This is a genomic window from Citrobacter sp. TBCP-5362, from assembly GCF_005406305.1.
Taxonomy (GTDB): Bacteria; Pseudomonadota; Gammaproteobacteria; order Enterobacterales; family Enterobacteriaceae; genus Citrobacter_B; species Citrobacter_B koseri.
Genome location: NZ_CP040234.1, coordinates 2,518,587 through 2,543,246, shown reverse-complemented (window position 1 = coordinate 2,543,246; position 24,660 = coordinate 2,518,587). Strand labels below are relative to the sequence as shown.

Sequence of the window (24,660 nt, the reverse complement as noted above, 5' to 3'; positions counted from 1 at the left end):
ACCAGAGGAAAACGTATGTTGGATCTCGAAAACGTAGCGGGTACGCCGTCAGAGGCTGAAGAACTCGAAGAAGTGGTGATGGGGCTTATCATCAACTCCGGTCAGGCGCGCAGCCTGGCTTATGCGGCGCTGAAACAGGCCAAGCAGGGTGATTTTGCTGCGGCAAAAACGATGATGGAGCAGTCGCGGATGGCGCTCAATGAAGCGCATCTCGTGCAGACGAAACTGATTGAAGGCGATCAGGGCGAAGGTAAAATGAAAGTCAGCCTGGTGCTGGTTCATGCTCAGGATCACCTGATGACGTCGATGTTAGCGCGGGAACTGGTTACAGAGTTAATCGAGCTTCACGAGAAGCTGGAACAGTGAGGAATAAATGATGCAGCTACAGGTTAACGCACCGGAGATCGCCACCGCTCGTGAGCAACAGCTTTTTAACGGCAAGAATTTCCATGTGTTTATCTATAACAAAACTGAGAGCATCAGTGGGCTGCATCAGCATGATTATTATGAATTTACCCTGGTGTTAACGGGGCGCTACTATCAGGAAATCAACGGTAAACGTGTGCTGCTGGAGCGTGGTGATTTCGTGTTTATCCCGTTGGGATCGCACCACCAGAGTTTCTATGAGTTCGGCGCCACGCGTATTCTTAACGTTGGTATCAGTAAGCGTTTTTTTGAACAACACTATCATCCTTTATTACCGTTTTGTTTTGTTGCGTCTCAGGTATACCGGGTCAACAGCGCTTTTCTGACTTATATTGAAACGGTTATCGCGTCGCTGAACTTCCGGGGAAACGGGTTAGATGAGTTTGTAGAAGTGGTCACCTTCTACATCATTAACCGGCTGCGCCATCACCGTGAAGAGCAGGTGATTGACGATATTCCGCAATGGCTGAAAGCGACCGTGGAGACAATGCACGACAAAACGCAGTTTGGTGAAAACGCGCTGGAAAATATGGTGCACCTGTCCGCAAAATCTCAGGAGTATCTGACCCGCGCAACGCAGCGTTATTACAGCAAAACGCCAATGCAGATTATTAATGAGATCCGTATTAATTTTGCGAAAAAACAGCTGGAAATGACCAACTACTCCGTAACGGATATAGCGTATGAGGCGGGTTACAGTAGCCCAAGTCTGTTTATTAAAACGTTTAAAAAGCTGACCTCATTTACACCGAACAGTTATCGTAAAAAATTAACTGAATTTAATCAGTAAACAATATTGACCTGACAACACGATTTTATCGCTTGCCCTGAATAGCGCGGGACGCCCGCGCCATACCTGACGAACGGGCAGAGCGTAATACACGCCAGTGTTTTTACACTGAAGGGAGAAAGTATGAGCCAGAAATTAAAAGTCGTCACGATTGGTGGCGGGAGCAGCTACACCCCTGAATTACTGGAAGGTTTTATTAAGCGTTATCATGAATTGCCGGTTTCTGAATTATGGCTGGTGGATGTTGAAGACGGAAAAGAGAAGCTGGATATTATTTTTGACCTCTGCCAGCGCATGATCGACAAAGCTGGTGTCCCGCTGAAATTATACAAAACGCTGGATCGTCGCGAGGCTTTGCAAGGGGCGGATTTCGTCACTACGCAACTGCGCGTGGGCCAGCTGAAGGCCCGTGAACAGGATGAGCGCATTCCGCTAAGTCACGGGTATCTGGGGCAAGAGACCAACGGCGCAGGCGGCCTGTTCAAAGGGCTGCGCACCATCCCGGTTATCTTTGATATCGTGAAAGATGTCGAAGAACTGTGCCCGAACGCGTGGGTCATTAACTTCACTAACCCGGCAGGCATGGTGACAGAAGCGGTTTATCGCCACACCCGCTTTAAGAAATTCATCGGCGTATGCAATATCCCCGTGGGGATGAAAATGTTCATCCATGACGTGCTGGCATTGCAAGACAGTGACGATCTGTCGATCGACCTGTTTGGCCTCAATCACATGGTGTTTATTAAAGACGTGCTGGTAAATGGCGAATCACGCTTTGCTGAACTGCTGGATGGCGTGGCGTCCGGGCAGTTAAAAGCGTCAACGGTGAAAAATATTTTTGACCTGCCGTTTAGCGAAGGGCTTATTCGCTCGCTGAATATGCTGCCGTGCTCCTACCTGCTTTACTACTTCAAGCAAAAAGAGATGCTGGCGATTGAAATGGGCGAATACTATAAAGGCGGTGCGCGCGCTCAGGTGGTGCAGAAGGTTGAGAAACAGCTCTTCGAGCTTTATAAAAATCCAGAGCTGAATATCAAACCGAAAGAGCTGGAGCAGCGCGGTGGGGCTTACTATTCCGACGCCGCATGTGAAGTGATTAACGCTATCTATAACGATAAGCAGACGGAACACTACGTTAATATCCCGCATCATGGTCATGTGGATAATATCCCTGCTGACTGGGCGGTGGAGATGACCTGCACATTAGGGCGGAATGGGGCGACGCCGCACCCGCGCATCACGCATTTCGATGAAAAAGTGCTGGGCCTCATCTATACCATCAAAGGGTTTGAAGTCGCAGCCAGTAAGGCGGCGCTGAGCGGCGAGTTCAATGATGTGCTGTTAGCGCTTAACCTGAGCCCGCTGGTGCACTCCGATCGCGATGCGGAAACCCTGGCGCGGGAGTTGATTCTGGCCCACGAGAAGTGGCTGCCGAATTTTGCGGAATGCATCGAGAAACTCAAAGGCGCACAACACTAACAGAGGTTGGGTATGGAACGCTTATTGATTGTGAATGCGGATGATTTTGGCCTGAGCAAGGGACAAAACTACGGCATTGTCGAGGCTTGTCGGAATGGCGTTGTGACGTCCACAACGGCGCTGGTCAATGGTGACGCCATCGACCATGCGGCGCAGCTGTGCCGTGACGTGCCGAAACTGGCGGTGGGGATGCATTTTGTGCTCACCTTAGGGAAGCCGCTGACGGCGATGCCGGGCCTGACGCGTGAAGGGCTGCTGGGAAAATGGATCTGGCAAATGGCCGAGGAAGAGACCTTGCCGCTGGATGAAATTTCGCATGAGCTGGAGTGTCAGTATCAGCGTTTTATCGACCTTTTTGGCCGTGAGCCAACGCATCTGGACAGTCATCACCATGTGCATATGTTCCCGCAAATTTTTCCCATTGTGGCACAGTTTGCGGCAGAACGCGGCGTTGCTCTGCGTATCGATCGTCAGTCGGTGCTTAATGCTGACGATCTGCCGGTAGCGTTACGTAGCTCGCAGGGATTTAGCAGCGAGTTTTACGGCGACGCTATTTCAGAAGCGCTATTTCTTCGGGTGCTGGATGCCTCTGCTGACAGAGGCGAAAAGTCACTGGAAGTGATGTGTCATCCGGCGTTTATCGACAATATCATCCGTCAGAGCGCCTATTGTTACCCCCGCTTGACTGAGCTTGACGTGCTGACGTCTGCGTCGCTGAAGTATGCGATTGCGGAACGCGGGTATCGTCTCGGCAGTTTTCTTGATGTCTGACTCCTGAGTTTGCGGCGCATTGCTGCGCCGCATTTTTTATGCCGTCAGCCTGACGGCGCTTGTTTTACCCGCCCGTGACCAGACGCGGTGCGTCGCCATCAGCGTAAACCGCACATGCAAGGCGGGACGAACGGGGGCAAAATCAGCTAAGATAGTGTTTTTCTGATTTTTAGCATTTGCCTTTAGTGAAACAACTGATGATGAAACCTCTTCGCCAACAAAATCGCCCGGTTATCAGCTATGTTCCACGCGTGGAGCCCGCGCCGCCAGAACATGCGATAAAAATGGACGCGTTTCGTGACGTATGGATACTGCGCGGAAAGTATGTCGCCTTTATCTTAATGGGGGAGGCATTTCAGCGATCGCCTGCATTTACCGTTCCTGAGTCGGCGCAGCGATGGGCGAATCAGGTTCGCCAGGAAAATGAGATAGCCGAATAATTCGCATAAAAAAACCGCCTGATTAAGGCGGTTTTTTCATCACGCGGGATCAATGATGTGCCAGTTCGGCATCGTCTTCACTGTCCAGAAGGGTTTTGTCCGTCTGCTTCAGCCACTGGCTGGTCAGCGTACCGGCAGTCATTGAGCCGCTCACGTTCAGCGCGGTACGCCCCATATCGATCAGCGGTTCAACGGAAATCAGCAGCGCGACCAGCGTGACCGGCAGGCCCATCGCAGGCAGGACGATCAGCGCAGCGAAGGTGGCGCCGCCGCCGACGCCCGCGACACCGGCAGAGCTGACGGTCACAATACCGACCAGGGTGGCAATCCAGACCGGATCAAGCGGGTTAATACCGACAGTTGGCGCAACCATCACCGCCAGCATAGCCGGGTACAGGCCTGCACAACCATTCTGACCAATCGTCGCGCCAAAAGAGGCGGAGAAGCTGGCGATGGATTCCGGTACGCCCAGACGACGCGTTTGCGCTTCCACGTTCAGCGGAATGGACGCGGCGCTGGAGCGGCTGGTAAAGGCGAACGTCAGAACCGGCCATACTTTACGGAAATATTTCAGCGGGCTGACGCCGTTGACGCCCAGCAGGATACCGTGCACCACAAACATGATGATCAGGCCAAGATAAGACGCGACCACGAAGCTACCCAGTTTGATGATGTCCTGTAGGTTAGACCCTGCGACGACTTTGGTCATCAGCGCCAGTACGCCATATGGCGTCAGTTGCATTACCAGGCGCACCAGCTTCATCACCCAGCTTTGCAGGGTATCGATAGCGATTAGCACGCGTTCGCCTTTCGGCGCGTCGTCTTTCAGCAGTTTCAGCGCCGCGACGCCGAGGAATGCCGCGAAGATCACCACGCTGATGATGGAAGTCGGGTTTGCGCCGGTCAGGTCAGCAAACGGGTTTTTCGGCACAAACGACAGCACCAGTTGCGGCACGCTGAGGTCGGCGACTTTGCCAACATAGTTGGTTTCGATGGCGTTCAGACGCGCGGTTTCCGCGCCGCCCTGCACCAGACCTTCCGCCGTCAGACCGAACAGGTTGGTGACCAGTACACCCACCAGTGCGGCAATCAGGGTAGTGAAAAGCAGCGTGCCAATGGTCAGAAAGCTGATCTTACCCAACTGAGACGCGTTATGCAGACGCGCAACGGCACTGAGAATAGACGCGAAGACCAGCGGCATGACGATCATTTGCAGCAGTTGTACATAGCCGTTGCCGACGATGTTGAACCACTGAACGGAGTCTTTTAGTACCGGGCTGTCAGACCCGTAAACGGTGTGCAGGGCGAGACCGAAGATCACGCCCATCACCAGACCGACCAGCACTTTTTTTGCCAGACTCCACTGTTTGTGGCGAGTTTGCGCCAGCACGAACAGCAGTGCAACGAACACCACGATGTTCGCGATTAATGGAAAATTCATCCCCGTTCTCCTGATTTTTTTATACGTATCGCCGTGTGACAGCGATCCTGTTGGCGCAAGGTTAGCAGAACTGTGACCGACCTCTTATATTCAAATGGAATTGTTTATGCCAAAAATGACATTTATGCTGGTTTACTCAGCAATCTGGTGATTTATAAAGCGATCGAACTGCATTTGCAGCATATTAATCATCTGCGACGACCAACGCACTGCACTGTTTTCGGGCATTGTCTGCGGCATCCAGATAGCCCACACGAATAACGCCATGCATAAAAAACGCTCCAGTTGATTGCCTTTTTGCGGAACGAGGATCGGTAGACGGAAGCGCCAGCGGCAGGGCCAGAGCAGGGGAACGCCCGCCGGGGTCAGCATATCGGCCAGAATATGGCTTAAATAACCGAGCACCATTCCTTGCAGGGCATCGGCCGGAATAATCCAGCTCTCCGGCACTTTCAGGTAGAAAAGGGCAAGCATAGCGAACACGGCGAACAGGCTGTGCGTAAACCCGCGATGGCCGAACGCGCGCGCGACAGGTTTTGATATCCATTTCAGACGCTGGCCAAGAAATGATTTTGGATGATCAATATCGGGCAGCAGGCAGGTCAGGATGGCCGAAGGGACAATATGCCACCAGTCGCCCTGAGCGAGAACCGGCGTCAATTCCGCATTTTTGGCAAACACTGCGCAGGCAATGGAAAAAAGAAGGTGGCCTTCCGCCGTCATGATAAAACCCAATAAACTGTCAATTCATACAGTATAGGGTTTTTATACAGTAGGCGGAAGAGGTGACGTTGTAACTCTATGTCACAAATGACATGAATTAGCGCGCCAGCCAGCCGCCATCGACGGCGAGGGTATAGCCGTGAACGTAATCAGACGCCGAAGAAGCGAGAAAGACAACCGGGCCTTGCAGATCGGCAGGTGTGCCCCAGCGTCCGGCCGGAATGCGGTCAACAATCTCTTTGCTGCGTGCGGCGTCATCCCGCAGCTGTTGCGTATTGTTCGTCGCCATATAACCGGGAGCGATGGCGTTCACGTTGATGTGATGTTCCGCCCATTCGTTCGCCAGCAACCGCGTGATACCCAATACGCCGCTTTTCGACGCGGTATAAGAAGGAACGCGAATGCCGCCCTGGAATGAAAGCATTGAGGCGATATTAATAATCTTCCCGCCATCACCTTGCTTCAGGAATTGCCGTGCGACGGCCTGAGAGAGAAAGAACACGGATTTGAGATTCAAATTCATCACATCGTCCCAGTCTTTCTCGCTAAACGACAGCGCGTCTTCGCGGCGGATCGTCCCGGCGTTGTTCACCAGAATGTCAATTCGGCCAAACTGTTCGACCGTTTGCGCGACAATAGCCGGGATAGCGCGTTGCTGGCTCAGGTCGGCCTGGATCGCCATAAAACGGCGTCCGAGCGCCGCCACTTTTGCTGCCGTATCGTGGGGGACTTTGCGATTAACGCCGACGATGTCGCAGCCTGCTTCCGCCAGCGCCAGCGTCATACCCTGCCCAAGCCCGGTATCGCATCCGGTCACTATCGCGACTTTACCTGCAAGACTAAACGCATCCAGAATCATGTTCACCTCGGCTATCGGTTTTTATCAGTTTTTTGCCCTGAGAAAAGGATAGAAGAGGCGGTGAAGGAATACAATAAAAAATGAAACAGTGTTTTATAAAGCAGATGTGCGTAGCAAAACGGGCAATGTCGCCACCGCCCGTCGCTATTTAACCGCGCAGATGCGCTGCGGTCAGTTCAGCCAGCGAAGTCAGTTTGACGTTGGCAAGGGCAAAGCGCGGGTCGTGCTGGCCTTCTTCCGCCGGAACAACAATTGAGCGCATTCGCGCCGCTTTTGAGGCGACCATGCCGTTGACGGAGTCTTCCAGCGCAACGCAGGTTAACGGGTCAACGCCCAGTTTGGCCGCGCAATCGAGGTATACCTGCGGATGCGGCTTGCTGTAAGGCAGTTTTTCCGCAGAGGCCAGGGCATCGAAACTTTCACGCAGATCAAACATGGTCAACACCTTTTCCAGCATATGCAGGGGGGAAGCGGAGGCCAGACCGACCATTAACCCCTGAGATTTGCACAGCGCGACCGCTTCGCGCACGCCGGGGAGCAGCGGGCGAGTTTCTTCAACCAGTGAAATGGCGCGGGTAATGATTCGGTCGGTAACCGCCTGACGGTCTGGCCCATTCCACGGTTGTTGGGCGTACCAGAGGTCAACAACCATATCGATGCGTAAACCCAGCGTATCCGGGAGTTCATGGCGGCGGGTAATATCTACGCCTAAACTTGCCATGACCTCCAGTTCAGCTTGATCCCAAAGCGGTTCGGAATCGATCAGTAGTCCATCCATATCGAAAATTGCAGCAAGAATCTGACGCGGGGTTGACATTACAACCTCTCCTTTTGAGGTGAAAACACAATGGATTAAGCGCTTATTATGGCTAATGACGTATCATAGCGCCTTTAAAGAACAGGCGAAATTGGTTATCAGCAGGTAGACTTAGGCCAAAACGACGCGTCTTTATCAAGGGGAACTCATGACGTATCAACAAGCTGGACGCATTGCTGTCTTAAAAAGGATTCTGGGATGGGTGATTTTTATCCCCGCGCTTATTTCCACACTGGTTTCATTGCTGAAGTTTATGTATGAGCACAGCGAAAAGCAGGAAGGGATTAACGCGGTGATGCTTGATTTTACTCACGTTATGATTGATATGATGCGGGCGAATACCGCGTTCCTGAACCTGTTCTGGTATAACTCGCCGACACCGGATTTTCAACACAGTCTGAACATTGTTTTCTGGGTGATTTTTGTGTTGATTTTCGTTGGCCTGGCATTGCAGGACTCAGGCGCCAGGATGAGCCGCCAGGCGCGTTTTCTTCGCGAAGGGGTTGAAGATCAGCTTATTCTGGAAAAAGCGAAAGGCAGCGAGGGGTTGTCACGCGAGCAAATTGAGTCGCGCATCGTGGTTCCGCATCACACGATCTTCTTACAGTTTTTCCCGCTTTATATCCTGCCGGTGATTATCATCGTGTTGGGCTACGTTTTCTTTTCGCTTCTTGGATTTGTGTAGCAATGAAAAATGCCCGATAGCGCTTCGCTTATCGGGCCTGTGGTTCAGTGCATCTGTAAGCTGTCATTCGGCACAATAGCTATGCCGCCAGCAACCTTTCCATCGCTTTTTGCGCCACCACCAGGTGTTGCCCGCCAAACAGTCTCGCCCGATTGAGCAGGGTATAGAGCTGATAAATCGGCTGGCGATCCAGAAAATCCAGCGGTAGCGGAGAAACAGACTGGTAGCCATCATAGATCTGCGGGGGTTGGTCGGTATGCAGCGGCAGCATGGCCAGATCGCACTCCCTGTCGCCCCAGTAACAGGCGGGATCGAAAATATAGGGGCCATCAGGCCCAAGCGCGCAGTTTCCTGACCATAAATCGCCGTGCAGCAGCGAAGGCTGCGGCTGATGCGAGGCCAGACGCTGCTGAACATGCTCAACGATCGCATCGATATTGCCAAATGCGATGCCTTTTTCTGCCGCCAGTTCAAGCTGCCAGCCAATGCGTTGTTCGGCAAAAAATGTTGACCAGCGTCGTTGCCAGGCATTGGGTTGAGGCGTGGTGGAAAGGGCGTTATCAAAATCAAGGCCAAACTGGGGCTGGTCGCTCCATTCATGTAAATGGGCAAGTTGCTGACCGAGGATAAAGGCGTTGTGGGCATCCAGAGGACGGGGAGGGAGATAATCCATCACCAGAAAACTGTAGTCTCTGTCTGAGCCCTGCGCCCAGACTTTCGGGACGGTGACGGTTTTACTGCGGGAAAGCAGCTCCAGTTGGTCAGCTTCCGCCGTAAAGCCGGGAAGGAGCTCTCTTTCATCACATTTGACGAAAAAATCGCGTCCCGCATAGCGTAAATGCCATGCGGCATGGATCTCTCCGCCGGGCAGTTCATTACGCAGTTCGATTTCGCCTTCACCTAATTGCTCGCTTAAAAGACGACTGATAGCCTGCCACATGATGTCTCTCCCCATGTTGTCTGCCAGATCATAAGGTTAGCGCATAAATGCGGTGAAAAAACACGAGCTAACGCACACCGTAGACGCGTTTTTGCACAATGGCACTGATATTATCGGTCTTTAGTCCACTCCTCCCATGTCATGACCGATATTTCTGGTTTCTTATCTAAAGCGCTTTCCGCCAGCCCGGCGGTAAGCGCGGCGATCTCATCTTCGCTCAGGGCGCTGATAAAACCAAATGTGTTGGTACCCAGTTCATGTACATGCCCTTGCTCGTCGGTCATGGTGAGCAGAAAACCGCACCGCGTCAGATGGTTGTTCAACTCGTTAATTTCTGTCAGCGAGTCTTCATGAAATTTCACGGTTATGACATAGCGGATGACATCACCACTGGCCATAAATCACCTCTTTGTAATCACATGATTTTTTAGCATAGTCGGTTAATTCGTATGCTGATAGCTTTGCCGCTGAAACCCCCTCGTAATAAGGAGGGGGATGGCCCGATCACTGAGAAAGCCAGGCGTAGATTTTCTGCGTATCGTCCCGGGAACACAGACGTGTTCCTTGATTCAACGTCGCCGCGCTGCCTGCCGAGACGCCGAAACGCACCATCTCTTCCAGCGAGGCGTTTTCCGCCAGTTTTAGCGTCATTGCGCCAACCATGCTGTCGCCCGCGCCGACGGTACTTTGACTTCTGACGGGAGGGGGAACAACCTGGACGCAGCTTTCGCTATCTACCGCCAGCGCCCCCTGCGGCCCCAGAGAAACAACGACGCGGCGCGCTTTGCCGCTCTTCACGATTTCCTGCGCCGCTTTGCGCACATCGTCAGGCTGCGTGAGTTCGCGATTGACCAGCGCGCTCAGCTCTTTTTGGTTCGGTTTGACCAGTTCAATATTGCCGAGAGATAACGCCGCGTTGAGCGCATCGCCCGAACTATCAATAATGCAGCGGATGCCCTGTTTCTGCGCGGCGGCAATAAGCTGCGTCAGTTTTTCCAGCTTGACGCCGGGCGGCAGACTCCCGCTGATGACCAAAATGGCGCCGGATTCGATCTCCAGAACCTGTTCTTCAATCTGGCGAAATTCGTCATCGTCGAGTGCGGCGCCGGGCATGACAAAGCGATATTGCTCCCCGCTGGACTCCACATGAACATGCAGGTTTTGTCGCGTCCAGTCTTTGGCATCGATGGTGACGACGGGGACGTTTTCATCGGCCAGAAGTGCGACCAGATGTTCGCCGGTCGCGCCGCCAGCGGGGAAAATCGCGGTTGCGGTTCCGCCAAGATGGGCAATCGCGCGGGCAACGTTGATTCCGCCGCCGCCGGGTTCAAAAACGGGTGATGAACAGCGAAGTTTCCCTTCGGGATAGAGTTGTGGGGTGATTGTTGCGCTATCGAGAGAGGGCGCAAGTGTTAACGTATAGATACGTATCATCTTTACCTCCTGTTAGGCTGACTTCAGTCTGGCACTGAATGCCCGGAAAGGGAAGTAATTAACAATATGATTTACTGGATATTTATTTAAAATTACCGGGAGAAAGATATATAAATAAATATCTGCTTTGGGAACTCTCTTATTCAAAAAATGAAATAAGAATTCATTGCTATGTTATTCGAGCCTTTTTATAATTTGTTACCTTTCCTGGATCGTTTGTCATTGATCCTTATGAAAGTTTCCGGGACCGTAACGGTCTCTTTTTTTGTTGTACGGACTCTTTATAAATGAAGCTTTTGAAGACAGTACCCGCTGCATTAATGTTGGCAGGGGGCGTATTTGCGTCAATGCATGCCGCTGCTGATGATTCCGTTTTTACTGTCATGGATGATCCCGCCACTGCGAAGAAACCCTTCGAAGGTAACCTGAATGCGGGCTACCTTGCTCAGTCAGGCAACACGAAAAGTTCTTCTTTAACGGCTGACACCACGATGACCTGGTACGGTGCAACCACCGCCTGGTCGCTGTGGGGGAATGCCAGCAATACATCCTCCAACGATGAGCGCTCTTCGGAGAAATACGCGGTAGGCGGCCGTAGCCGTTTCAATATGACCGACTACGATTACCTGTTTGGCCAGGCAAGCTGGCTGACAGACCGTTACAACGGTTATCGTGAGCGTGACACACTGACCGCCGGTTATGGCCGTCAGTTCCTCAACGGGCCGGTGCACAGCTTCCGTTTTGAATTCGGTCCTGGCGTACGCTATGACGAACATACCGATGGAAAAACCGAGACCCAACCGCTGGGCTACGCTTCCGGTAGCTACGCCTGGCAGATGACGGATAACACCAAATTTACGCAGGGCGTGTCCGTTTTCGGCGCTGAAGATACCACCCTCAACTCAGAGACGGCGTTGAATGTCGCGATCAACGAGCATTTTGGTTTAAAGGTGGCTTATAACCTGACCTGGAACTCCGAACCGCCCGCAACGGCGCCGGAACATACCGATCGCCGCACGACGATATCGTTAGGGTATAAGATGTAATCGCCTGCCGGGTTGTTTTAAACACGACCCGGCTTTTTAAATTAGCGTTTTTATCGCGATTGCGCGCTAAGTGAAATTATATTTATATTTTCCGTGGCGAATGCCATTCATAAAAACGCGTTGAACGTGCATATTATTGATGTTTTCTATTCATTCGCAGGAATTAACTTTCGGCGAACGCTTCGGATATTAGCCCCAAATCATCGCCGCCCAGCGGAGCAGCAACATTGCGCCGCAAATGAGGAGCAATACGACAACCATCTTCCAGTGTTTTTTGGCAAAGCGGTTTGTTGGCATTTTCTCTCTTCCTGTCAAAATCGGACTGATGCTCCCAGTGTAACAAAAGCGATGGCGCGTCAGGGAATTGATTTACATCATACAGTTCGGCGTGATTGCGGCTTTGATCGGCAGTCAATGCCGTGTACACTGTCAAGCGGTGTTATCAAAAAACGGGTGTAGGTCCAGTCTTGCCATTCAGGCGGGCCGTGACATATTTCGCAGAGTGAAGCGGGAATCAGCCCATAACTTTTTGATAATTTTAAATATTGAAACTTTGTATGTGATCTTTCGTGTGGGTCACCACTGCAAATAAGGATATAACATGCCTGTTATTACTCTTCCTGATGGCAGCCAACGCCATTACGACCACGCTGTAAGCCCCATGGATGTTGCGCTGGACATTGGTCCAGGACTGGCGAAAGCCTGTATCGCAGGTCGCGTTAATGGCGAACTGGTTGACGCGTCCGATCTCATTGAACACGACGCTCAGCTGGCAATCATCACCGCGAAAGATGAAGAAGGTCTGGAGATCATTCGTCACTCCTGTGCGCACCTGTTAGGGCACGCGATTAAACAACTTTGGCCGAACACCAAAATGGCTATCGGTCCGGTTGTCGATAACGGTTTTTACTATGATATTGATCTCGACCGTACGTTAACCCAGGAAGATGTCGACGCGCTCGAAAAACGGATGCACGAGCTTGCTGAGAAAAACTACGACGTCATTAAGAAGAAAGTGAGCTGGCACGAAGCGCGTGAAACCTTCGTGAAGCGTGGCGAAACCTATAAGGTTTCTATTCTTGATGAGAATATTGCGCATGATGACAAGCCGGGCTTGTATCATCATGAAGAATATGTCGATATGTGCCGTGGCCCGCACGTGCCGAACATGCGTTTCTGCCATCACTTCAAACTGATGAAAACCGCAGGGGCATACTGGCGTGGCGACAGCAACAACAAGATGCTGCAACGTATTTATGGTACGGCGTGGGCGGATAAAAAATCCCTGAACGCCTATCTGCAACGCCTTGAAGAAGCCGCCAAGCGCGACCACCGTAAAATCGGTAAGCAGCTTGACCTGTATCATATGCAGGAAGAAGCGCCAGGTATGGTGTTCTGGCATAACGACGGCTGGACTATCTTCCGTGAACTGGAAGTCTTTGTGCGTTCTAAGCTCAAAGAATATCAGTATCAGGAAGTTAAAGGCCCGTTCATGATGGACCGTGTGCTGTGGGAAAAAACCGGGCACTGGGAAAACTACAAAGATGCGATGTTCACTACCTCTTCAGAGAACCGTGAATACTGCATCAAGCCGATGAACTGCCCGGGCCACGTGCAGATCTTCAACCAGGGTCTGAAGTCCTACCGCGATCTGCCGCTGCGTATGGCGGAATTCGGTAGCTGCCACCGTAACGAACCGTCAGGCGCCTTGCATGGCCTGATGCGCGTACGTGGCTTCACCCAGGATGATGCGCATATCTTCTGTACTGAAGAACAGATTCGCGATGAAGTGAACGCCTGTATTCGTATGGTCTACGATATGTACAGCACCTTTGGCTTCGAGAAGATCGTCGTCAAACTTTCCACTCGCCCCGAAAAACGTATCGGTAGCGATGAAATGTGGGATCGTGCTGAGGCGGATCTGGCCGTTGCGCTGGAAGAAAACAACATCCCGTTTGAGTATCAACTGGGTGAGGGCGCATTCTACGGTCCGAAAATTGAATTTACCCTGTATGACTGCCTCGATCGTGCATGGCAGTGCGGTACGGTACAGCTGGACTTCTCTCTGCCGTCTCGTCTGAACGCCTCTTATGTTGGCGAAAACAACGAGCGTCAGGTGCCGGTGATGATTCACCGCGCGATTCTTGGGTCAATGGAACGTTTCATCGGTATCCTGACTGAAGAGTTCGCGGGCTTCTTCCCGACCTGGCTTGCGCCGGTTCAGGTAGTGGTGATGAACATTACCGATACTCAGTCTGAATACGTTAACGAATTGACGCAGAAACTACAAAATGCGGGCATTCGTGTAAAAGCAGACTTGAGAAATGAGAAGATAGGCTTTAAAATCCGCGAGCACACTTTACGTCGTGTCCCTTACATGTTGGTCTGTGGCGACAAAGAGGTAGAAGCAGGCAAAGTAGCCGTGCGTACCCGTCGTGGCAAAGACTTGGGCAGCCTGGACGTAAATGAAGTTATCGAGAAGCTGCAACAAGAGATTCGCAGCCGCAGTCTTCAACAACTGGAGGAATAAAGTATTAAAGGCGGAAAACGAGTTCAAACGGCGCGTCCTAACCGTATCAATGGCGAAATTCGCGCCCAGGAAGTTCGCTTAACAGGTCTGGAAGGCGAGCAGCTTGGTATTGTGAGTCTGAGAGAAGCTCTGGAAAAAGCTGAAGAAGCTGGAGTAGACTTAGTCGAAATCAGCCCTAACGCCGAGCCGCCGGTTTGTCGTATAATGGATTACGGCAAATTCCTCTATGAAAAGAGTAAGTCTTCTAAGGAACAGAAGAAAAAGCAAAAAGTTATCCAGGTTAAGGAAATTAAATTCCGTCCTGGTACAGATGAAGGCGACTATCAGGTAAAACTCCGCAGCCTGATTCGCTTTCTCGAAGAGGGCGATAAGGCCAAGATCACGCTGCGTTTCCGCGGTCGTGAGATGGCCCACCAACAGATCGGTATGGAAGTGCTTAATCGCGTGAAAGAAGATCTGGCTGAACTGGCAGTTGTCGAATCCTTCCCTACGAAGATCGAAGGCCGTCAGATGATTATGGTGCTCGCTCCTAAGAAGAAACAGTAAGGCCTTCAAGTAGCAATTCCTGTGGAGCCTTCGGGCTTCACAGATTTTGTTCGCCTGGGTTTCGTTTATTAACAATGCGAAGTGGAAGTTATTAAAATGCCAAAAATTAAGACCGTACGCGGTGCTGCTAAGCGCTTCAAAAAAACCGGTAAAGGTGGTTTTAAGCACAAGCACGCTAACCTGCGTCATATTCTGACCAAAAAAGCGACCAAGCGTAAACGTCACCTGCGCCCGAAAGCCATGGTTTCCAAAGGCGATCTGGGTCTGGTAATCGCGTGCCTGCCGTACGCATAAGCCGTTAACGTTTTTTTTAACTTTTTTATGCCCAATAGATTTCGCATGTCGCAAGGCGGTTAACGCCGCGAAAATGTGAAAGATGAAGGGCGAATCAGAATAGATACAGGAGAGCACTATGGCTCGCGTAAAACGTGGTGTAATTGCACGCGCACGTCACAAGAAAATTTTGAAACAAGCCAAAGGCTACTACGGTGCGCGTTCTCGCGTATACCGCGTTGCCTTCCAGGCAGTTATCAAAGCTGGTCAGTATGCTTACCGTGACCGTCGTCAACGTAAGCGTCAGTTCCGTCAACTGTGGATTGCGCGTATCAACGCAGCAGCACGTCAGAACGGTATTTCTTACAGCAAATTCATCAACGGCCTGAAAAAAGCCTCTGTTGAAATCGACCGTAAGATCCTGGCTGACATCGCAGTATTCGACAAAGTAGCGTTCACCGCTCTGGTTGAAAAAGCGAAAGCAGCTCTGGCATAAGCCAGTGAAAAGAGGGAGCCTGGCTCCCTCTCTTTTATTTGTAGTGCAATCAATCAGTTGACAATTTATCCGTAACCCTTTTCAATAAAGGTTGTCCGGTTTTACCACACAAGGTAACGCAAGCATGAATGCTGCTATTTTCCGCTTCTTTTTTTACTTTAGCACCTGACTCCAGGAGGCTAGCGCGTGAAAGAAGAAACGAAAAACAGCGCGAAAAAGCCTCCTGATGGAGGCTTTTTTTGTACCTGAAATCGAGAGATTAAGTCCAACGAACCGGTGTCTTCACCGACACAATGAGGAAAACCATGTCACATCTCGCAGAGCTGGTTGCCAGTGCGAAGGCAGCCATTAACCAGGCGTCAGATGTTGCCGCGTTAGACAATGTACGCGTCGAATATTTGGGCAAGAAAGGGCATTTAACCCTTCAGATGACGACCCTGCGTGAATTGCCGCCAGAAGAGCGTCCGGCAGCCGGCGCGGTTATCAATGAAGCAAAAGAGCAGGTACAACAAGCGCTGAACGCGCGCAAAGCGGATTTAGAAAACGCGGCGCTGAATGCACGTCTGGCGGCGGAAACCATCGACGTTTCTCTGCCTGGGCGTCGTATTGAGAACGGTGGTCTGCATCCGGTAACACGTACCATTGATCGTATTGAAAGTTTCTTCGGTGAGCTTGGTTTTACCGTGGCGACTGGCCCGGAGATCGAAGACGATTACCACAACTTCGATGCGCTGAACATTCCAGGCCATCACCCGGCCCGCGCTGACCACGACACTTTCTGGTTTGATGCCACCCGTCTGCTGCGTACGCAGACTTCCGGCGTGCAGATTCGTACCATGAAAGAACAGCAGCCGCCGATCCGTATTATTGCGCCGGGCCGAGTGTACCGTAACGACTACGATCAAACGCACACCCCGATGTTCCATCAGATGGAAGGGCTGATTGTTGACACCAACATCAGCTTCACCAACCTGAAAGGCACGCTGCACGACTTCCTGCGTAACTTCTTTGAAGAAGACCTGCAAATCCGTTTCCGTCCTTCTTACTTCCCGTTCACGGAACCGTCCGCAGAAGTGGATGTAATGGGCAAAAACGGCAAATGGCTGGAAGTGCTGGGTTGCGGGATGGTGCATCCGAACGTTCTGCGCAACGTGGGCATCGACCCGGAAATCTACTCTGGCTTCGCGTTTGGTATGGGGATGGAGCGTCTGACCATGCTGCGTTATGGCGTGACCGATCTGCGCTCATTCTTCGAAAACGATCTGCGTTTCCTCAAACAGTTTAAATAAAGGCAGGGTAAAACAATGAAATTCAGTGAACTGTGGTTACGCGAATGGGTGAACCCGGCAATCGACAGCGATGCGCTGTCGGATCAGATTACGATGGCGGGCCTGGAAGTGGATGGCGTTGACGCCGTCGCCGGTGAGTTCAACGGCGTGGTTGTGGGTGAAGTGGTGGAGTGCGGCCAGCACCCGAACGCAGATAAACTGCGCGTTACGAAAGTGAACGTGGGCGGCGAACGCCTGCTGGATATCGTCTGTGGCGCGCCTAACTGCCGTCAGGGGCTGAAAGTAGCCGTTGCAACTATCGGCGCGGTTCTGCCGGGCGATTTCAAAATCAAAGCCGCTAAACTGCGCGGCGAGCCGTCGGAAGGGATGCTGTGCTCCTTCTCCGAACTGGGGATTTCCGACGACCATAGCGGCATCATCGAATTGCCGGCGGATGCGCCGATCGGAACCGATATCCGCGAATACCTGAAGCTTGACGATAACACCATTGAAATCAGCGTGACGCCGAACCGCGCCGACTGCTTAGGGATCATCGGTGTGGCGCGTGATGTCGCTGTCCTGAACAAAATCGCGCTGGTTGAGCCGGAGATCGCACCTGTTGCAGCCACCATCAATGACACGCTGCCGATCGCGGTTGAAGCGCCGGATGCCTGCCCGCGTTACCTGGGGCGCGTGGTGAAAGGCATTAATGTTAAAGCGCCTACGCCGCTGTGGATGAAAGAGAAGCTGCGTCGCTGCGGCATTCGTTCCATTGATGCTGTCGTTGACGTCACCAACTATGTACTGCTTGAACTGGGTCAGCCGATGCATGCCTTTGACAAAGACCGTATTGAAGGCGGTATTGTCGTGCGTATGGCCAAAGAGGGCGAAACCCTGGTGCTGCTGGACGGCACAGAAGCGAAGCTGAGCACCGATACGCTGGTGATCGCGGATCACCACAAAGCGCTGGCGATGGGCGGTATCTTTGGCGGCGAGCATTCCGGCGTGAATGAGGAAACGCAAAACGTGCTGCTGGAATGCGCGTTCTTTAGCCCGCTGTCTATTACCGGTCGTGCGCGTCGCCACGGTCTGCATACCGATGCTTCCCACCGCTATGAGCGTGGTGTGGATCCGGCGTTGCAGTACAAAGCAATGGAGCGCGCCACCCGCCTGTTGATCGACATTTGCGGCGGCGAAGCCGGTCCGGTTATCGACGTCACGAATGACGCCACGCTGCCGAAACGCGCGACCATTACGCTTCGTCGTAGCAAGCTGGATCGTCTGATCGGGCATCATATTGCCGATGAGCAGGTGAGCGATATTCTGCGTCGTCTGGGCTGCGAAGTGACTGAAGGTCAGGACGAGTGGAAAGCGGTCGCGCCGAGCTGGCGTTTCGACATGGAGATTGAAGAAGATCTGGTCGAAGAAGTGGCCCGCGTGTATGGCTATAACAACATTCCTGATGAGCCGATTCAGGCGGGTTTAATCATGGGGACTCACCGTGAAGCCAACTTGTCGCTGAAGCGTGTGAAAACCATGCTCAATGACAAAGGCTACCAGGAAGTGATCACCTATAGCTTTGTCGATCCGAAGGTTCAGCAACTGCTGCATCCGGGCGAAGAAGCGCTGTTGCTGCCAAGCCCGATCTCCATTGAGATGTCGGCGATGCGTCTCTCTCTGTGGACCGGCCTGCTGTCAACGGTGGTCTATAACCAGAACCGTCAGCAGAACCGCGTGCGTATCTTTGAAACCGGTCTGCGTTTCGTGCCGGATACCCAGGCAAATCTGGGCATTCGTCAGGATTTGATGCTGGCAGGGGTGATTTGCGGCAACCGTTATGACGAGCACTGGAATCTGGCGAAAGAGACCGTTGATTTCTATGATCTGAAAGGCGATCTGGAAGCGGTGCTGGATCTCACCGGCAAACTGGCCGACATTCAGTTCAGGGCGGAAGCGAATCCGGCGCTGCATCCTGGGCAGTCCGCGGCGATTTATCTGAAAGGTGAACGCATTGGTTTTATTGGGGTTGTTCATCCTGAGCTGGAACGTAAACTGGATCTGAACGGTCGCACTCTGGTGTTTGAACTGGAGTGGAATAAGCTCGCAGACCGCGTGGTGCCTCAGGCGCGCGAGATTTCGCGCTTCCCGGCTAACCGTCGCGACATCGCGGTGGTGGTCGCAGAAAACGTTCCCGCAGCGGATATTTTATCCGAGTGTAAGAAAGTTGGCGTAAATCAGGTAGTTGGCGTAAACTTATTTGACGTGTACCGCGGTAAGGGTGTTGCGGAGGGTTATAAGAGCCTCGCTATCAGCCTGATCCTTCAGGATACCAGCCGTACACTCGAAGAAGAGGAGATTGCCGCTACCGTCGCCAAATGTGTAGAGGCATTAAAAGAGCGATTCCAGGCATCATTGAGGGATTGAACCTATGGCGCTTACAAAAGCTGAAATGTCAGAATATCTGTTTGATAAGCTTGGGCTTAGCAAGCGGGATGCCAAAGAACTGGTCGAGCTGTTTTTCGAGGAGATTCGTCGTGCTCTGGAAAACGGTGAGCAGGTGAAACTCTCTGGTTTTGGTAACTTCGATCTGCGTGATAAGAATCAACGTCCGGGACGTAACCCGAAAACGGGCGAAGATATTCCCATTACAGCACGGCGCGTGGTGACCTTCAGACCCGGACAGAAGTTGAAAAGCCGGGTTGAAAACGCTTCGCCCAAAGAAGAGTAATCTGATCTAACTAAAAAGGCCGCTTTGCGGCCTTTTTTCTTTCCTGTGATGGTTACGCACCGTAAAATCAACATCATCCCTTTTCAGCTGAATGGAAAACATGCTGACTTTTGCCTGCCAACAACAGCGCCGCAATGTGCGCTGGTTATCCAGTCTGTCGGTGCTTATGTTGCTGGCAGTGGTATTAAGCCTGTGCGCCGGAGATCAGTGGATAGGCCCTGGCGACTGGTTCAGCGCCCGTGGTGAACTGTTTGTCTGGCAGATACGACTCCCTCGCACGCTTGCTGTTTTGCTGGTAGGCGCCGCGCTGGCGCTGTCAGGCGCGGTAATGCAGGCGTTATTTGAAAACCCGCTTGCCGAGCCCGGATTGCTTGGCGTCTCCAACGGCGCTGGCGTGGGCCTTATTGCCGCGGTGCTACTGGGGCAAGGTCAGTTACCCGGCTGGGCGCTGGGGTTTTGCGCCATTGCCGGCGCGCTTATCATCACACTTATTCTCCTGCGATTTGCCCGTCGACATTTATCAACCAGCCGCCTGCTGCTGGCGGGCGTTGCGCTTGGCATTATTTGCAGCGCGATGATGACGTGGGCCATCTATTTTTCAACCTCCTTCGACCTGCGTCAGTTGATGTACTGGATGATGGGAGGATTCGGCGGGGTGGACTGGCAGCAGGCCTGGCTGATGATTGCCCTGATCCCGGTTTCACTCTGGATTTGCTGCCAGTCGCAGCCGATGAATATTCTGGCGCTGGGCGAAACGTCCGCGCGTCAGCTGGGGCTGCCGCTGTGGTTCTGGCGCAATTTGCTGGTGGTCGCTACGGGCTGGATGGTCGGCGTTAGCGTTGCGCTCGCGGGTTCGATTGGGTTTATCGGCCTGGTGATCCCACATATCTTACGGCTTTGCGGTCTGAGCGATCATCGCGCTTTGCTGCCGGGCTGTGCGCTGGCGGGGGCGATAGCTCTGCTGCTGGCGGATGTCATCGCCCGTCTGGCGCTGGCGTCGGCGGAACTGCCTATCGGCGTAGTGACGGCGACGATGGGGGCGCCGGTCTTCATCTGGCTATTATTAAAATCCAGGCGCTAGCCAAAATGAGAAATGAGGAAGTCATTAGTATGTGGCAACGGATGAAATGGGGTCTGTGTGTGCTGGCGGCACTCAGCGGTTCTGCGATGGCCGCACCGCTGACGGCGCAATACGTGTCGGCTATCGCGATGCAGGAAGAACAGCGTCTTCATGCCCGGATTGGCATTGCGGTACTTGATACGGCGACCAACAGTATCACCCATTACCGGGGAGAAGAACGGTTCCCGTTAAACAGTACGCACAAGCCGCTGTTATGCGCAGCGTTATTACGCGAAGTCGACAGGAAGGCGCTGGCGCTTTCTGCTTCAACGCAGTTTGAACCCTCACAACTGGTGGAGTATTCGCCGATTACTGAAAAACATGTGGCGCCAGACGCCATGAGCTGGGCGCAATTGTGCAGCGCGGCGGTAAGCTACAGCGATAACACGGCCGCCAATCTCATCGCCAGGAAGCTCAACGGGCCGCAGGCCGTCACGCAGTTTTTGCGTGATTCGGGGGATACAATAACCCGCCTCGATCGCTATGAGCCTGAACTGAACAGCGCCATTCCCGGCGATGAACGCGACTCCACGACGCCTGTCGCGATAGCGCAGACGCTCAATACGCTACTGCTGGGGAACGTGTTGCAGCCATCCTCAAGAGAGCAGCTTATGCAGTGGATGCGGGACGACAAAGTGGCTGACGGTCTGCTGCGTTCTGTCTTGCCGGACGGCTGGAAAATCGCGGATAAAACCGGGGCGGGCGATAACGGCTCGCGTTCTATTGTCAGCGTTGTCTGGCCGACATCACAAAAACCTCTGCTCGTGGTTATCTATATTACACAAACTCCGGCGACAATGGCGCAGCGTGACGCCGCGATTGTCCGCATCGGGGAGTCGCTGTTTTCAACACTCGCAGTCTATGATTAAAAGCTGATATTTGATCACTCACATCCGCCTGTTATATGGGAGACGCTATGCAAGATACCATTCTCAACACTGAAGTGACGACGATCGACGGGGATGTCACCACGCTTGAGAAGTACGCCGGAAACGTACTGCTGGTGGTTAATGTGGCCTCGAAATGTGGCTTAACGCCACAATACGAACAGCTGGAGAATATTCAGAAAGCCTGGGCCGATCAGGGCTTTACGGTGTTAGGTTTTCCCTGCAACCAGTTTCTTGGTCAGGAACCTGGCACTGAAGAGGAGATTAAAACCTATTGCAGCACCACCTGGGGCGTCACATTCCCGATGTTCAGCAAGGTTGACGTCAATGGTGAGAACCGCCATCCACTGTATCAGAAGTTGATTGCCGCAGCGCCTGCCGCCGTTGCGCCGGAAGGTAGCGGTTTCTATGAGCGCATGGCGAGTAAAGGCCGCGCGCCGCTTTACCCGGACGATATTTTGTGGAACTTTGAGAAGTTTTTAATCGGCAGGGATGGACAGGTCGTACAGCGTTTCTCACCGGACATGACGCCTGAAGATCCGGGGATGGTGGAAAGTATCAAAATCGCGTTGGCAAAATAATGATCTCGTTGATGCAGTTACAGGATGTTGCCGAAACGACGCGTCTGGGGCCGCTTTCCGGCGACGTTAAGCCTGGCGAGATTCTTCACCTCGTGGGGCCGAATGGGGCAGGGAAAAGTACGCTGCTGGCGCGTATGGCGGGCTTAACCTTCGGGGAAGGCACTGTCATATTCGACGGCGCGTCGCTGGAGACATGGCCTGCGGCGAAACTGGCTCAACATCGGGCCTATCTCGCGCAGCAGCAGAATCCCCCATTTTCAATGCCGGTCTGGCATTTCCTGATGCTGCATCAACCTGATAAAACGCAAACGAACCTGCTGAATGACGTTGCGCAGGCGCTTGGGCTGAGCGACAAGCTGGGGCGGAGCGCGAATCAACTCTCCGGCGGCGAGTGGCAGCGTGTACGTCTGGCGGCGGTGATATTGCAAATTCACCCTCACGCTAACCCGCACGGGCAGCTTCTGCTACTGGATGAACCGATGAACAGTCTGGACGTTGCGCAACAAAACGCGCTGGATAGGCTGTTGAGCCAGCTATGCAGCCAGGGTATCGCCATCGTGATGAGCAGCCATGACCTTAACCATACTCTGCGCCACGCGCATCGCGCCTGGTTGCTGAAACAGGGGAAATTGATCGCCAGCGGGCGGCGTGACGAGGTGCTGACGCCGCCAAACCTGGCCCGGGCATACGGCATGAACTTCCGTCGGCTGGACGTTGAAGGCCACAGAATGCTCATATCAACCACTTAAGTTAAATGGGTTCTTGAAAAACACATAATTTCCACGCTAAATAGAAGCAAGAATAAAAAGATAGAGGATTCGTCCTGAATGCGCTTTTGGCTTCTTCTTATCGCAGCACTGTTTTTGGCAGGGTGTAGCAGCCATCGTGCGCCAGCACCTAACGCCAGGCTTTCGGATTCCATTATGGTTATCGCGGGCCTGAACGATCAGCTACAGTCCTGGAGAGGTACACCGTATCGCTATGGCGGAATGAGCCGTAGCGGGGTGGACTGCTCGGGATTTGTGTTGATGACGATGCGCGACAAATTTGATTTACAACTGCCGCGTGAAACGCGCCAACAGTCAAAAATTGGTACGGAAATCGACAAAGATGAACTGCTGCCCGGCGACCTGGTCTTTTTTAAAACCGGATCGGGGGAAAGTGGTTTGCACGTCGGCATTTATGATACCAACAATCAATTTATTCATGCGTCTACCAGCCGCGGCGTGATGCGCTCATCGCTCGACAATGTCTACTGGCGGAAAAATTTCTGGCAGGCGAGACGTATTTAATGCTATCGATGGTAAAGCGGATACCCAGCGGCCGCTTCATCATCTATATTTAAGAAATTGATTTCTCATTGTCTGAATGCCAGGGCTATCGTGAGTTATCAGAAATAGTTTTAACCCTACATTTTGCAAAAGTATTTTTAGTCAAAATGATTTATCCGGTGTCTTGCGGAAAATGCAAAACTGGATATTGGTTTATAATCGAGATAAGCTAAAAAAAGGACCCGGTTTACCGGCTAAAAAGGAAAAAATGAAAGCACCTCCAGTCGTATCAGAAATGACATCTTTCTTCGTTCTTTCTTACAGGATGCCGGATTACACCCATGCAGCGGGGCTGGCACAATGATTGTTTCACTGGATAACTTTTATCATTCTCACCTTTATTTTGTTCCTGCCCGAACCGAGAAAGAGAAACTCGTCGGCCTGGAGATTGTTGCAAACTTTGTCACTGAAGACGGTAATGTCCGTATGCCGACGGAGCTGGTCATGCCGCGCCTGTCAGCAGAAGAACAGCGTTGTCTGTTCGAAGAAAAACTCGCATTGCTGGAAACGTGCCAACATTTTTTTATTCAACATAAACTTATTGCCTGGATTAATTTAACGCCAGCCGTCGTCGCATCATTATTATCGGACGGCGAGTTTGTATCCCATGTAAGGCGCTTTCCATTTTTGGAACTGATGATTAATGAGAATTATCCTGAATTAAGTCTCGGGAAAGAGAATCAAATTCTGGCTGAGTTAGCCGGACGATTTCCCCTCATCCTTGCCAATTTCGGCGCTGGCGATACATCGATAAAAGCGATCTTTGATGGTCTCTTCAAACGCGTCGCGCTGGATAAAAACTTTGTCCAGCAAAGATCCGCAAGTCTTTCTTTTGAACCCTTTATGCAGGCTATTATTTCGCAGATATCACCGTGCTGTGATTCGATAATGATTGCGGGTATTGATACTGAAGAGATGCTGGCGCGGATATCATCAATGGGATTTAGCGCGCTGCAAGGATGTTTATGGCCTGCCGTGCCAGCGAGCCAGGTTACGACGCTGGTTCAGGGATAACCTTTTTATTTGCTGGTGTTTAAGCGGGTATTAAC

At 52.3% G+C, this 24,660-nt stretch carries 30 protein-coding genes and 1 other annotated feature; of the genes, 22 read left to right on the top strand and 8 right to left on the bottom strand.

What is annotated here, in order from left to right:
* Positions 1 to 15 precede the first annotated feature (15 nt).
* The 5 genes from chbA (at position 16) to cedA (ending at position 3,906) form a co-directional block, all read left to right on the top strand.
* Positions 16 to 366, top strand: a complete 351-nt coding sequence (gene chbA / locus FD428_RS12155) for a PTS N,N'-diacetylchitobiose transporter subunit IIA (protein ID WP_012132627.1) — start codon at positions 16 to 18, stop codon at positions 364 to 366.
* Between the two features lie 7 nt (positions 367 to 373).
* Positions 374 to 1,216, top strand: coding sequence for a transcriptional regulator ChbR (chbR, locus tag FD428_RS12150; RefSeq protein ID WP_012132626.1), 843 nt, complete (start codon positions 374 to 376; stop codon positions 1,214 to 1,216).
* Between the two features lie 123 nt (positions 1,217 to 1,339).
* Positions 1,340 to 2,695 (top strand): 6-phospho-beta-glucosidase, encoded by a 1,356-nt coding sequence (locus FD428_RS12145; protein ID WP_114848544.1) that lies wholly within the window; start codon positions 1,340 to 1,342, stop codon positions 2,693 to 2,695.
* Between the two features lie 12 nt (positions 2,696 to 2,707).
* On the top strand, positions 2,708 to 3,466 hold the full coding sequence (chbG, locus tag FD428_RS12140) for a chitin disaccharide deacetylase (protein ID WP_114848543.1): 759 nt from the start codon (positions 2,708 to 2,710) through the stop codon (positions 3,464 to 3,466).
* 176 nt (positions 3,467 to 3,642) lie between these two features.
* Entirely contained in the window at positions 3,643 to 3,906 is a 264-nt protein-coding gene (gene cedA / locus FD428_RS12135) for a cell division activator CedA (protein ID WP_196050445.1), read from the top strand.
* 49 nt (positions 3,907 to 3,955) lie between these two features.
* Here cedA and tcyP read toward each other — a convergent pair whose 3' ends face one another.
* The 4 genes from tcyP to hxpB form a co-directional block, all read right to left on the bottom strand.
* Positions 3,956 to 5,347, bottom strand: a complete 1,392-nt coding sequence (gene tcyP / locus FD428_RS12130) for a cystine/sulfocysteine:cation symporter (RefSeq protein WP_047457375.1) — start codon at positions 5,345 to 5,347, stop codon at positions 3,956 to 3,958.
* Between the two features lie 132 nt (positions 5,348 to 5,479).
* The gene (locus tag FD428_RS12125) at positions 5,480 to 6,082 is read right to left on the bottom strand and encodes a metal-dependent hydrolase (protein ID WP_077956894.1); all 603 of its coding nucleotides are present in this window, start codon (positions 6,080 to 6,082) and stop codon (positions 5,480 to 5,482) included.
* An 85-nt stretch (positions 6,083 to 6,167) separates the two neighbouring features.
* Positions 6,168 to 6,929, bottom strand: a complete 762-nt coding sequence (gene kduD / locus FD428_RS12120; protein ID WP_047457368.1) for a 2-dehydro-3-deoxy-D-gluconate 5-dehydrogenase KduD — start codon at positions 6,927 to 6,929, stop codon at positions 6,168 to 6,170.
* 148 nt (positions 6,930 to 7,077) lie between these two features.
* Complete coding sequence (gene hxpB, locus FD428_RS12115) at positions 7,078 to 7,746, bottom strand: hexitol phosphatase HxpB (RefSeq protein WP_012132618.1); 669 nt, start codon at positions 7,744 to 7,746, stop codon at positions 7,078 to 7,080.
* Positions 7,747 to 7,894: 148 nt separating this feature from the next.
* Here hxpB and FD428_RS12110 point away from each other — a divergent pair, with 148 nt between their 5' ends.
* Positions 7,895 to 8,431 (top strand): YniB family protein, encoded by a 537-nt coding sequence (locus FD428_RS12110; RefSeq protein WP_012132617.1) that lies wholly within the window; start codon positions 7,895 to 7,897, stop codon positions 8,429 to 8,431.
* 79 nt (positions 8,432 to 8,510) lie between these two features.
* On the opposite strand, the gene FD428_RS12105 is transcribed toward FD428_RS12110, so the two are convergent.
* From FD428_RS12105 to pfkB, 3 genes are all read right to left on the bottom strand, one after another.
* Positions 8,511 to 9,371, bottom strand: a complete 861-nt coding sequence (locus FD428_RS12105; protein WP_024130386.1) for a fructosamine kinase family protein — start codon at positions 9,369 to 9,371, stop codon at positions 8,511 to 8,513.
* 110 nt (positions 9,372 to 9,481) lie between these two features.
* Complete coding sequence (gene ghoS / locus FD428_RS12100; protein ID WP_012132615.1) at positions 9,482 to 9,769, bottom strand: type V toxin-antitoxin system endoribonuclease antitoxin GhoS; 288 nt, start codon at positions 9,767 to 9,769, stop codon at positions 9,482 to 9,484.
* 106 nt (positions 9,770 to 9,875) lie between these two features.
* A complete protein-coding gene (pfkB, locus tag FD428_RS12095; RefSeq protein ID WP_049008572.1) occupies positions 9,876 to 10,805 on the bottom strand; it encodes a 6-phosphofructokinase II in 930 nt (309 codons plus the stop codon).
* Positions 10,806 to 11,092: 287 nt separating this feature from the next.
* Here pfkB and FD428_RS12090 point away from each other — a divergent pair, with 287 nt between their 5' ends.
* Positions 11,093 to 11,851, top strand: coding sequence for a YdiY family protein (locus FD428_RS12090; RefSeq protein WP_071258191.1), 759 nt, complete (start codon positions 11,093 to 11,095; stop codon positions 11,849 to 11,851).
* A gap of 189 nt (positions 11,852 to 12,040) precedes the next feature.
* On the opposite strand, the gene yniD is transcribed toward FD428_RS12090, so the two are convergent.
* Entirely contained in the window at positions 12,041 to 12,148 is a 108-nt protein-coding gene (gene yniD, locus FD428_RS12085; protein WP_096753848.1) for a small membrane protein YniD, read from the bottom strand.
* A gap of 304 nt (positions 12,149 to 12,452) precedes the next feature.
* Between yniD and thrS the strand changes: the two genes are divergently transcribed.
* The 15 genes from thrS to FD428_RS12015 all read left to right on the top strand — a co-directional run bounded on the left by thrS (position 12,453) and on the right by FD428_RS12015 (position 24,625).
* Positions 12,453 to 14,381 carry a threonine--tRNA ligase gene (thrS, locus tag FD428_RS12080; protein ID WP_060816194.1) on the top strand — a complete coding sequence of 643 codons (1,929 nt, stop codon included), beginning with the start codon at positions 12,453 to 12,455 and terminating at the stop codon, positions 14,379 to 14,381.
* A gap of 3 nt (positions 14,382 to 14,384) precedes the next feature.
* Positions 14,385 to 14,927, top strand: a complete 543-nt coding sequence (gene infC / locus FD428_RS12075) for a translation initiation factor IF-3 (protein WP_047457361.1) — start codon at positions 14,385 to 14,387, stop codon at positions 14,925 to 14,927.
* A 96-nt stretch (positions 14,928 to 15,023) separates the two neighbouring features.
* Positions 15,024 to 15,221 (top strand): 50S ribosomal protein L35, encoded by a 198-nt coding sequence (gene rpmI / locus FD428_RS12070; protein ID WP_001124225.1) that lies wholly within the window; start codon positions 15,024 to 15,026, stop codon positions 15,219 to 15,221.
* A gap of 118 nt (positions 15,222 to 15,339) precedes the next feature.
* On the top strand, positions 15,340 to 15,696 hold the full coding sequence (gene rplT / locus FD428_RS12065; protein ID WP_000124850.1) for a 50S ribosomal protein L20: 357 nt from the start codon (positions 15,340 to 15,342) through the stop codon (positions 15,694 to 15,696).
* 119 nt (positions 15,697 to 15,815) lie between these two features.
* Positions 15,816 to 15,939 (top strand) — a sequence feature (Phe leader region).
* The gene (gene pheM, locus FD428_RS12060; RefSeq protein WP_001386830.1) at positions 15,821 to 15,865 is read left to right on the top strand and encodes a pheST operon leader peptide PheM; all 45 of its coding nucleotides are present in this window, start codon (positions 15,821 to 15,823) and stop codon (positions 15,863 to 15,865) included. Its footprint overlaps the feature before it by 45 nt.
* 62 nt (positions 15,940 to 16,001) lie before the next feature.
* On the top strand, positions 16,002 to 16,985 hold the full coding sequence (pheS, locus tag FD428_RS12055; RefSeq protein WP_024130384.1) for a phenylalanine--tRNA ligase subunit alpha: 984 nt from the start codon (positions 16,002 to 16,004) through the stop codon (positions 16,983 to 16,985).
* A 15-nt stretch (positions 16,986 to 17,000) separates the two neighbouring features.
* Positions 17,001 to 19,388, top strand: coding sequence for a phenylalanine--tRNA ligase subunit beta (pheT, locus tag FD428_RS12050; protein WP_104868726.1), 2,388 nt, complete (start codon positions 17,001 to 17,003; stop codon positions 19,386 to 19,388).
* A gap of 4 nt (positions 19,389 to 19,392) precedes the next feature.
* Positions 19,393 to 19,692, top strand: a complete 300-nt coding sequence (ihfA, locus tag FD428_RS12045) for an integration host factor subunit alpha (protein ID WP_001229266.1) — start codon at positions 19,393 to 19,395, stop codon at positions 19,690 to 19,692.
* Between the two features lie 100 nt (positions 19,693 to 19,792).
* A complete protein-coding gene (gene btuC, locus FD428_RS12040) occupies positions 19,793 to 20,773 on the top strand; it encodes a vitamin B12 ABC transporter permease BtuC (protein WP_114848542.1) in 981 nt (326 codons plus the stop codon).
* 29 nt (positions 20,774 to 20,802) lie between these two features.
* Positions 20,803 to 21,681: a class A beta-lactamase gene (bla, locus tag FD428_RS12035; RefSeq protein WP_048902390.1), complete on the top strand. Its 879-nt coding sequence runs from the start codon at positions 20,803 to 20,805 to the stop codon at positions 21,679 to 21,681.
* 47 nt (positions 21,682 to 21,728) lie between these two features.
* Positions 21,729 to 22,280, top strand: coding sequence for a glutathione peroxidase (locus FD428_RS12030; protein WP_024130381.1), 552 nt, complete (start codon positions 21,729 to 21,731; stop codon positions 22,278 to 22,280).
* Positions 22,280 to 23,029, top strand: coding sequence for a vitamin B12 ABC transporter ATP-binding protein BtuD (btuD, locus tag FD428_RS12025; RefSeq protein WP_114848541.1), 750 nt, complete (start codon positions 22,280 to 22,282; stop codon positions 23,027 to 23,029). The genes FD428_RS12030 and btuD overlap by 1 nt, the downstream gene beginning before the upstream one ends.
* A 78-nt stretch (positions 23,030 to 23,107) precedes the next feature.
* The gene (locus FD428_RS12020) at positions 23,108 to 23,572 is read left to right on the top strand and encodes a C40 family peptidase (protein ID WP_012132602.1); all 465 of its coding nucleotides are present in this window, start codon (positions 23,108 to 23,110) and stop codon (positions 23,570 to 23,572) included.
* Positions 23,573 to 23,744: 172 nt separating this feature from the next.
* Entirely contained in the window at positions 23,745 to 23,915 is a 171-nt protein-coding gene (locus FD428_RS21735; protein ID WP_153257548.1) for a hypothetical protein, read from the top strand.
* On the top strand, positions 23,912 to 24,625 hold the full coding sequence (locus FD428_RS12015; RefSeq protein WP_012132600.1) for an EAL domain-containing protein: 714 nt from the start codon (positions 23,912 to 23,914) through the stop codon (positions 24,623 to 24,625). Before FD428_RS21735 ends, FD428_RS12015 begins: the two co-directional genes overlap by 4 nt.
* Positions 24,626 to 24,660: the final 35 nt, after the last annotated feature.

What these genes read in the sequence shown, in the direction of transcription:
- chbA (WP_012132627.1), top strand. Translation starts at nt 16, where the DNA reads ATGTTGGATCTCGAAAACGTAGCGGGTACGCCGTCAGAGGCTGAAGAA.
- chbR (WP_012132626.1), top strand. Translation starts at nt 374, where the DNA reads ATGATGCAGCTACAGGTTAACGCACCGGAGATCGCCACCGCTCGTGAG.
- FD428_RS12145 (WP_114848544.1), top strand. Translation starts at nt 1,340, where the DNA reads ATGAGCCAGAAATTAAAAGTCGTCACGATTGGTGGCGGGAGCAGCTAC.
- chbG (WP_114848543.1), top strand. Translation starts at nt 2,708, where the DNA reads ATGGAACGCTTATTGATTGTGAATGCGGATGATTTTGGCCTGAGCAAG.
- tcyP (WP_047457375.1), bottom strand. Translation starts at nt 5,347, where the DNA reads ATGAATTTTCCATTAATCGCGAACATCGTGGTGTTCGTTGCACTGCTG.
- kduD (WP_047457368.1), bottom strand. Translation starts at nt 6,929, where the DNA reads ATGATTCTGGATGCGTTTAGTCTTGCAGGTAAAGTCGCGATAGTGACC.
- hxpB (WP_012132618.1), bottom strand. Translation starts at nt 7,746, where the DNA reads ATGTCAACCCCGCGTCAGATTCTTGCTGCAATTTTCGATATGGATGGA.
- FD428_RS12110 (WP_012132617.1), top strand. Translation starts at nt 7,895, where the DNA reads ATGACGTATCAACAAGCTGGACGCATTGCTGTCTTAAAAAGGATTCTG.
- FD428_RS12105 (WP_024130386.1), bottom strand. Translation starts at nt 9,371, where the DNA reads ATGTGGCAGGCTATCAGTCGTCTTTTAAGCGAGCAATTAGGTGAAGGC.
- ghoS (WP_012132615.1), bottom strand. Translation starts at nt 9,769, where the DNA reads ATGGCCAGTGGTGATGTCATCCGCTATGTCATAACCGTGAAATTTCAT.
- pfkB (WP_049008572.1), bottom strand. Translation starts at nt 10,805, where the DNA reads ATGATACGTATCTATACGTTAACACTTGCGCCCTCTCTCGATAGCGCA.
- FD428_RS12090 (WP_071258191.1), top strand. Translation starts at nt 11,093, where the DNA reads ATGAAGCTTTTGAAGACAGTACCCGCTGCATTAATGTTGGCAGGGGGC.
- yniD (WP_096753848.1), bottom strand. Translation starts at nt 12,148, where the DNA reads ATGCCAACAAACCGCTTTGCCAAAAAACACTGGAAGATGGTTGTCGTA.
- thrS (WP_060816194.1), top strand. Translation starts at nt 12,453, where the DNA reads ATGCCTGTTATTACTCTTCCTGATGGCAGCCAACGCCATTACGACCAC.
- rpmI (WP_001124225.1), top strand. Translation starts at nt 15,024, where the DNA reads ATGCCAAAAATTAAGACCGTACGCGGTGCTGCTAAGCGCTTCAAAAAA.
- rplT (WP_000124850.1), top strand. Translation starts at nt 15,340, where the DNA reads ATGGCTCGCGTAAAACGTGGTGTAATTGCACGCGCACGTCACAAGAAA.
- pheS (WP_024130384.1), top strand. Translation starts at nt 16,002, where the DNA reads ATGTCACATCTCGCAGAGCTGGTTGCCAGTGCGAAGGCAGCCATTAAC.
- pheT (WP_104868726.1), top strand. Translation starts at nt 17,001, where the DNA reads ATGAAATTCAGTGAACTGTGGTTACGCGAATGGGTGAACCCGGCAATC.
- ihfA (WP_001229266.1), top strand. Translation starts at nt 19,393, where the DNA reads ATGGCGCTTACAAAAGCTGAAATGTCAGAATATCTGTTTGATAAGCTT.
- btuC (WP_114848542.1), top strand. Translation starts at nt 19,793, where the DNA reads ATGCTGACTTTTGCCTGCCAACAACAGCGCCGCAATGTGCGCTGGTTA.
- bla (WP_048902390.1), top strand. Translation starts at nt 20,803, where the DNA reads ATGTGGCAACGGATGAAATGGGGTCTGTGTGTGCTGGCGGCACTCAGC.
- FD428_RS12030 (WP_024130381.1), top strand. Translation starts at nt 21,729, where the DNA reads ATGCAAGATACCATTCTCAACACTGAAGTGACGACGATCGACGGGGAT.
- btuD (WP_114848541.1), top strand. Translation starts at nt 22,280, where the DNA reads ATGATCTCGTTGATGCAGTTACAGGATGTTGCCGAAACGACGCGTCTG.
- FD428_RS12020 (WP_012132602.1), top strand. Translation starts at nt 23,108, where the DNA reads ATGCGCTTTTGGCTTCTTCTTATCGCAGCACTGTTTTTGGCAGGGTGT.
- FD428_RS21735 (WP_153257548.1), top strand. Translation starts at nt 23,745, where the DNA reads ATGCAAAACTGGATATTGGTTTATAATCGAGATAAGCTAAAAAAAGGA.
- FD428_RS12015 (WP_012132600.1), top strand. Translation starts at nt 23,912, where the DNA reads ATGATTGTTTCACTGGATAACTTTTATCATTCTCACCTTTATTTTGTT.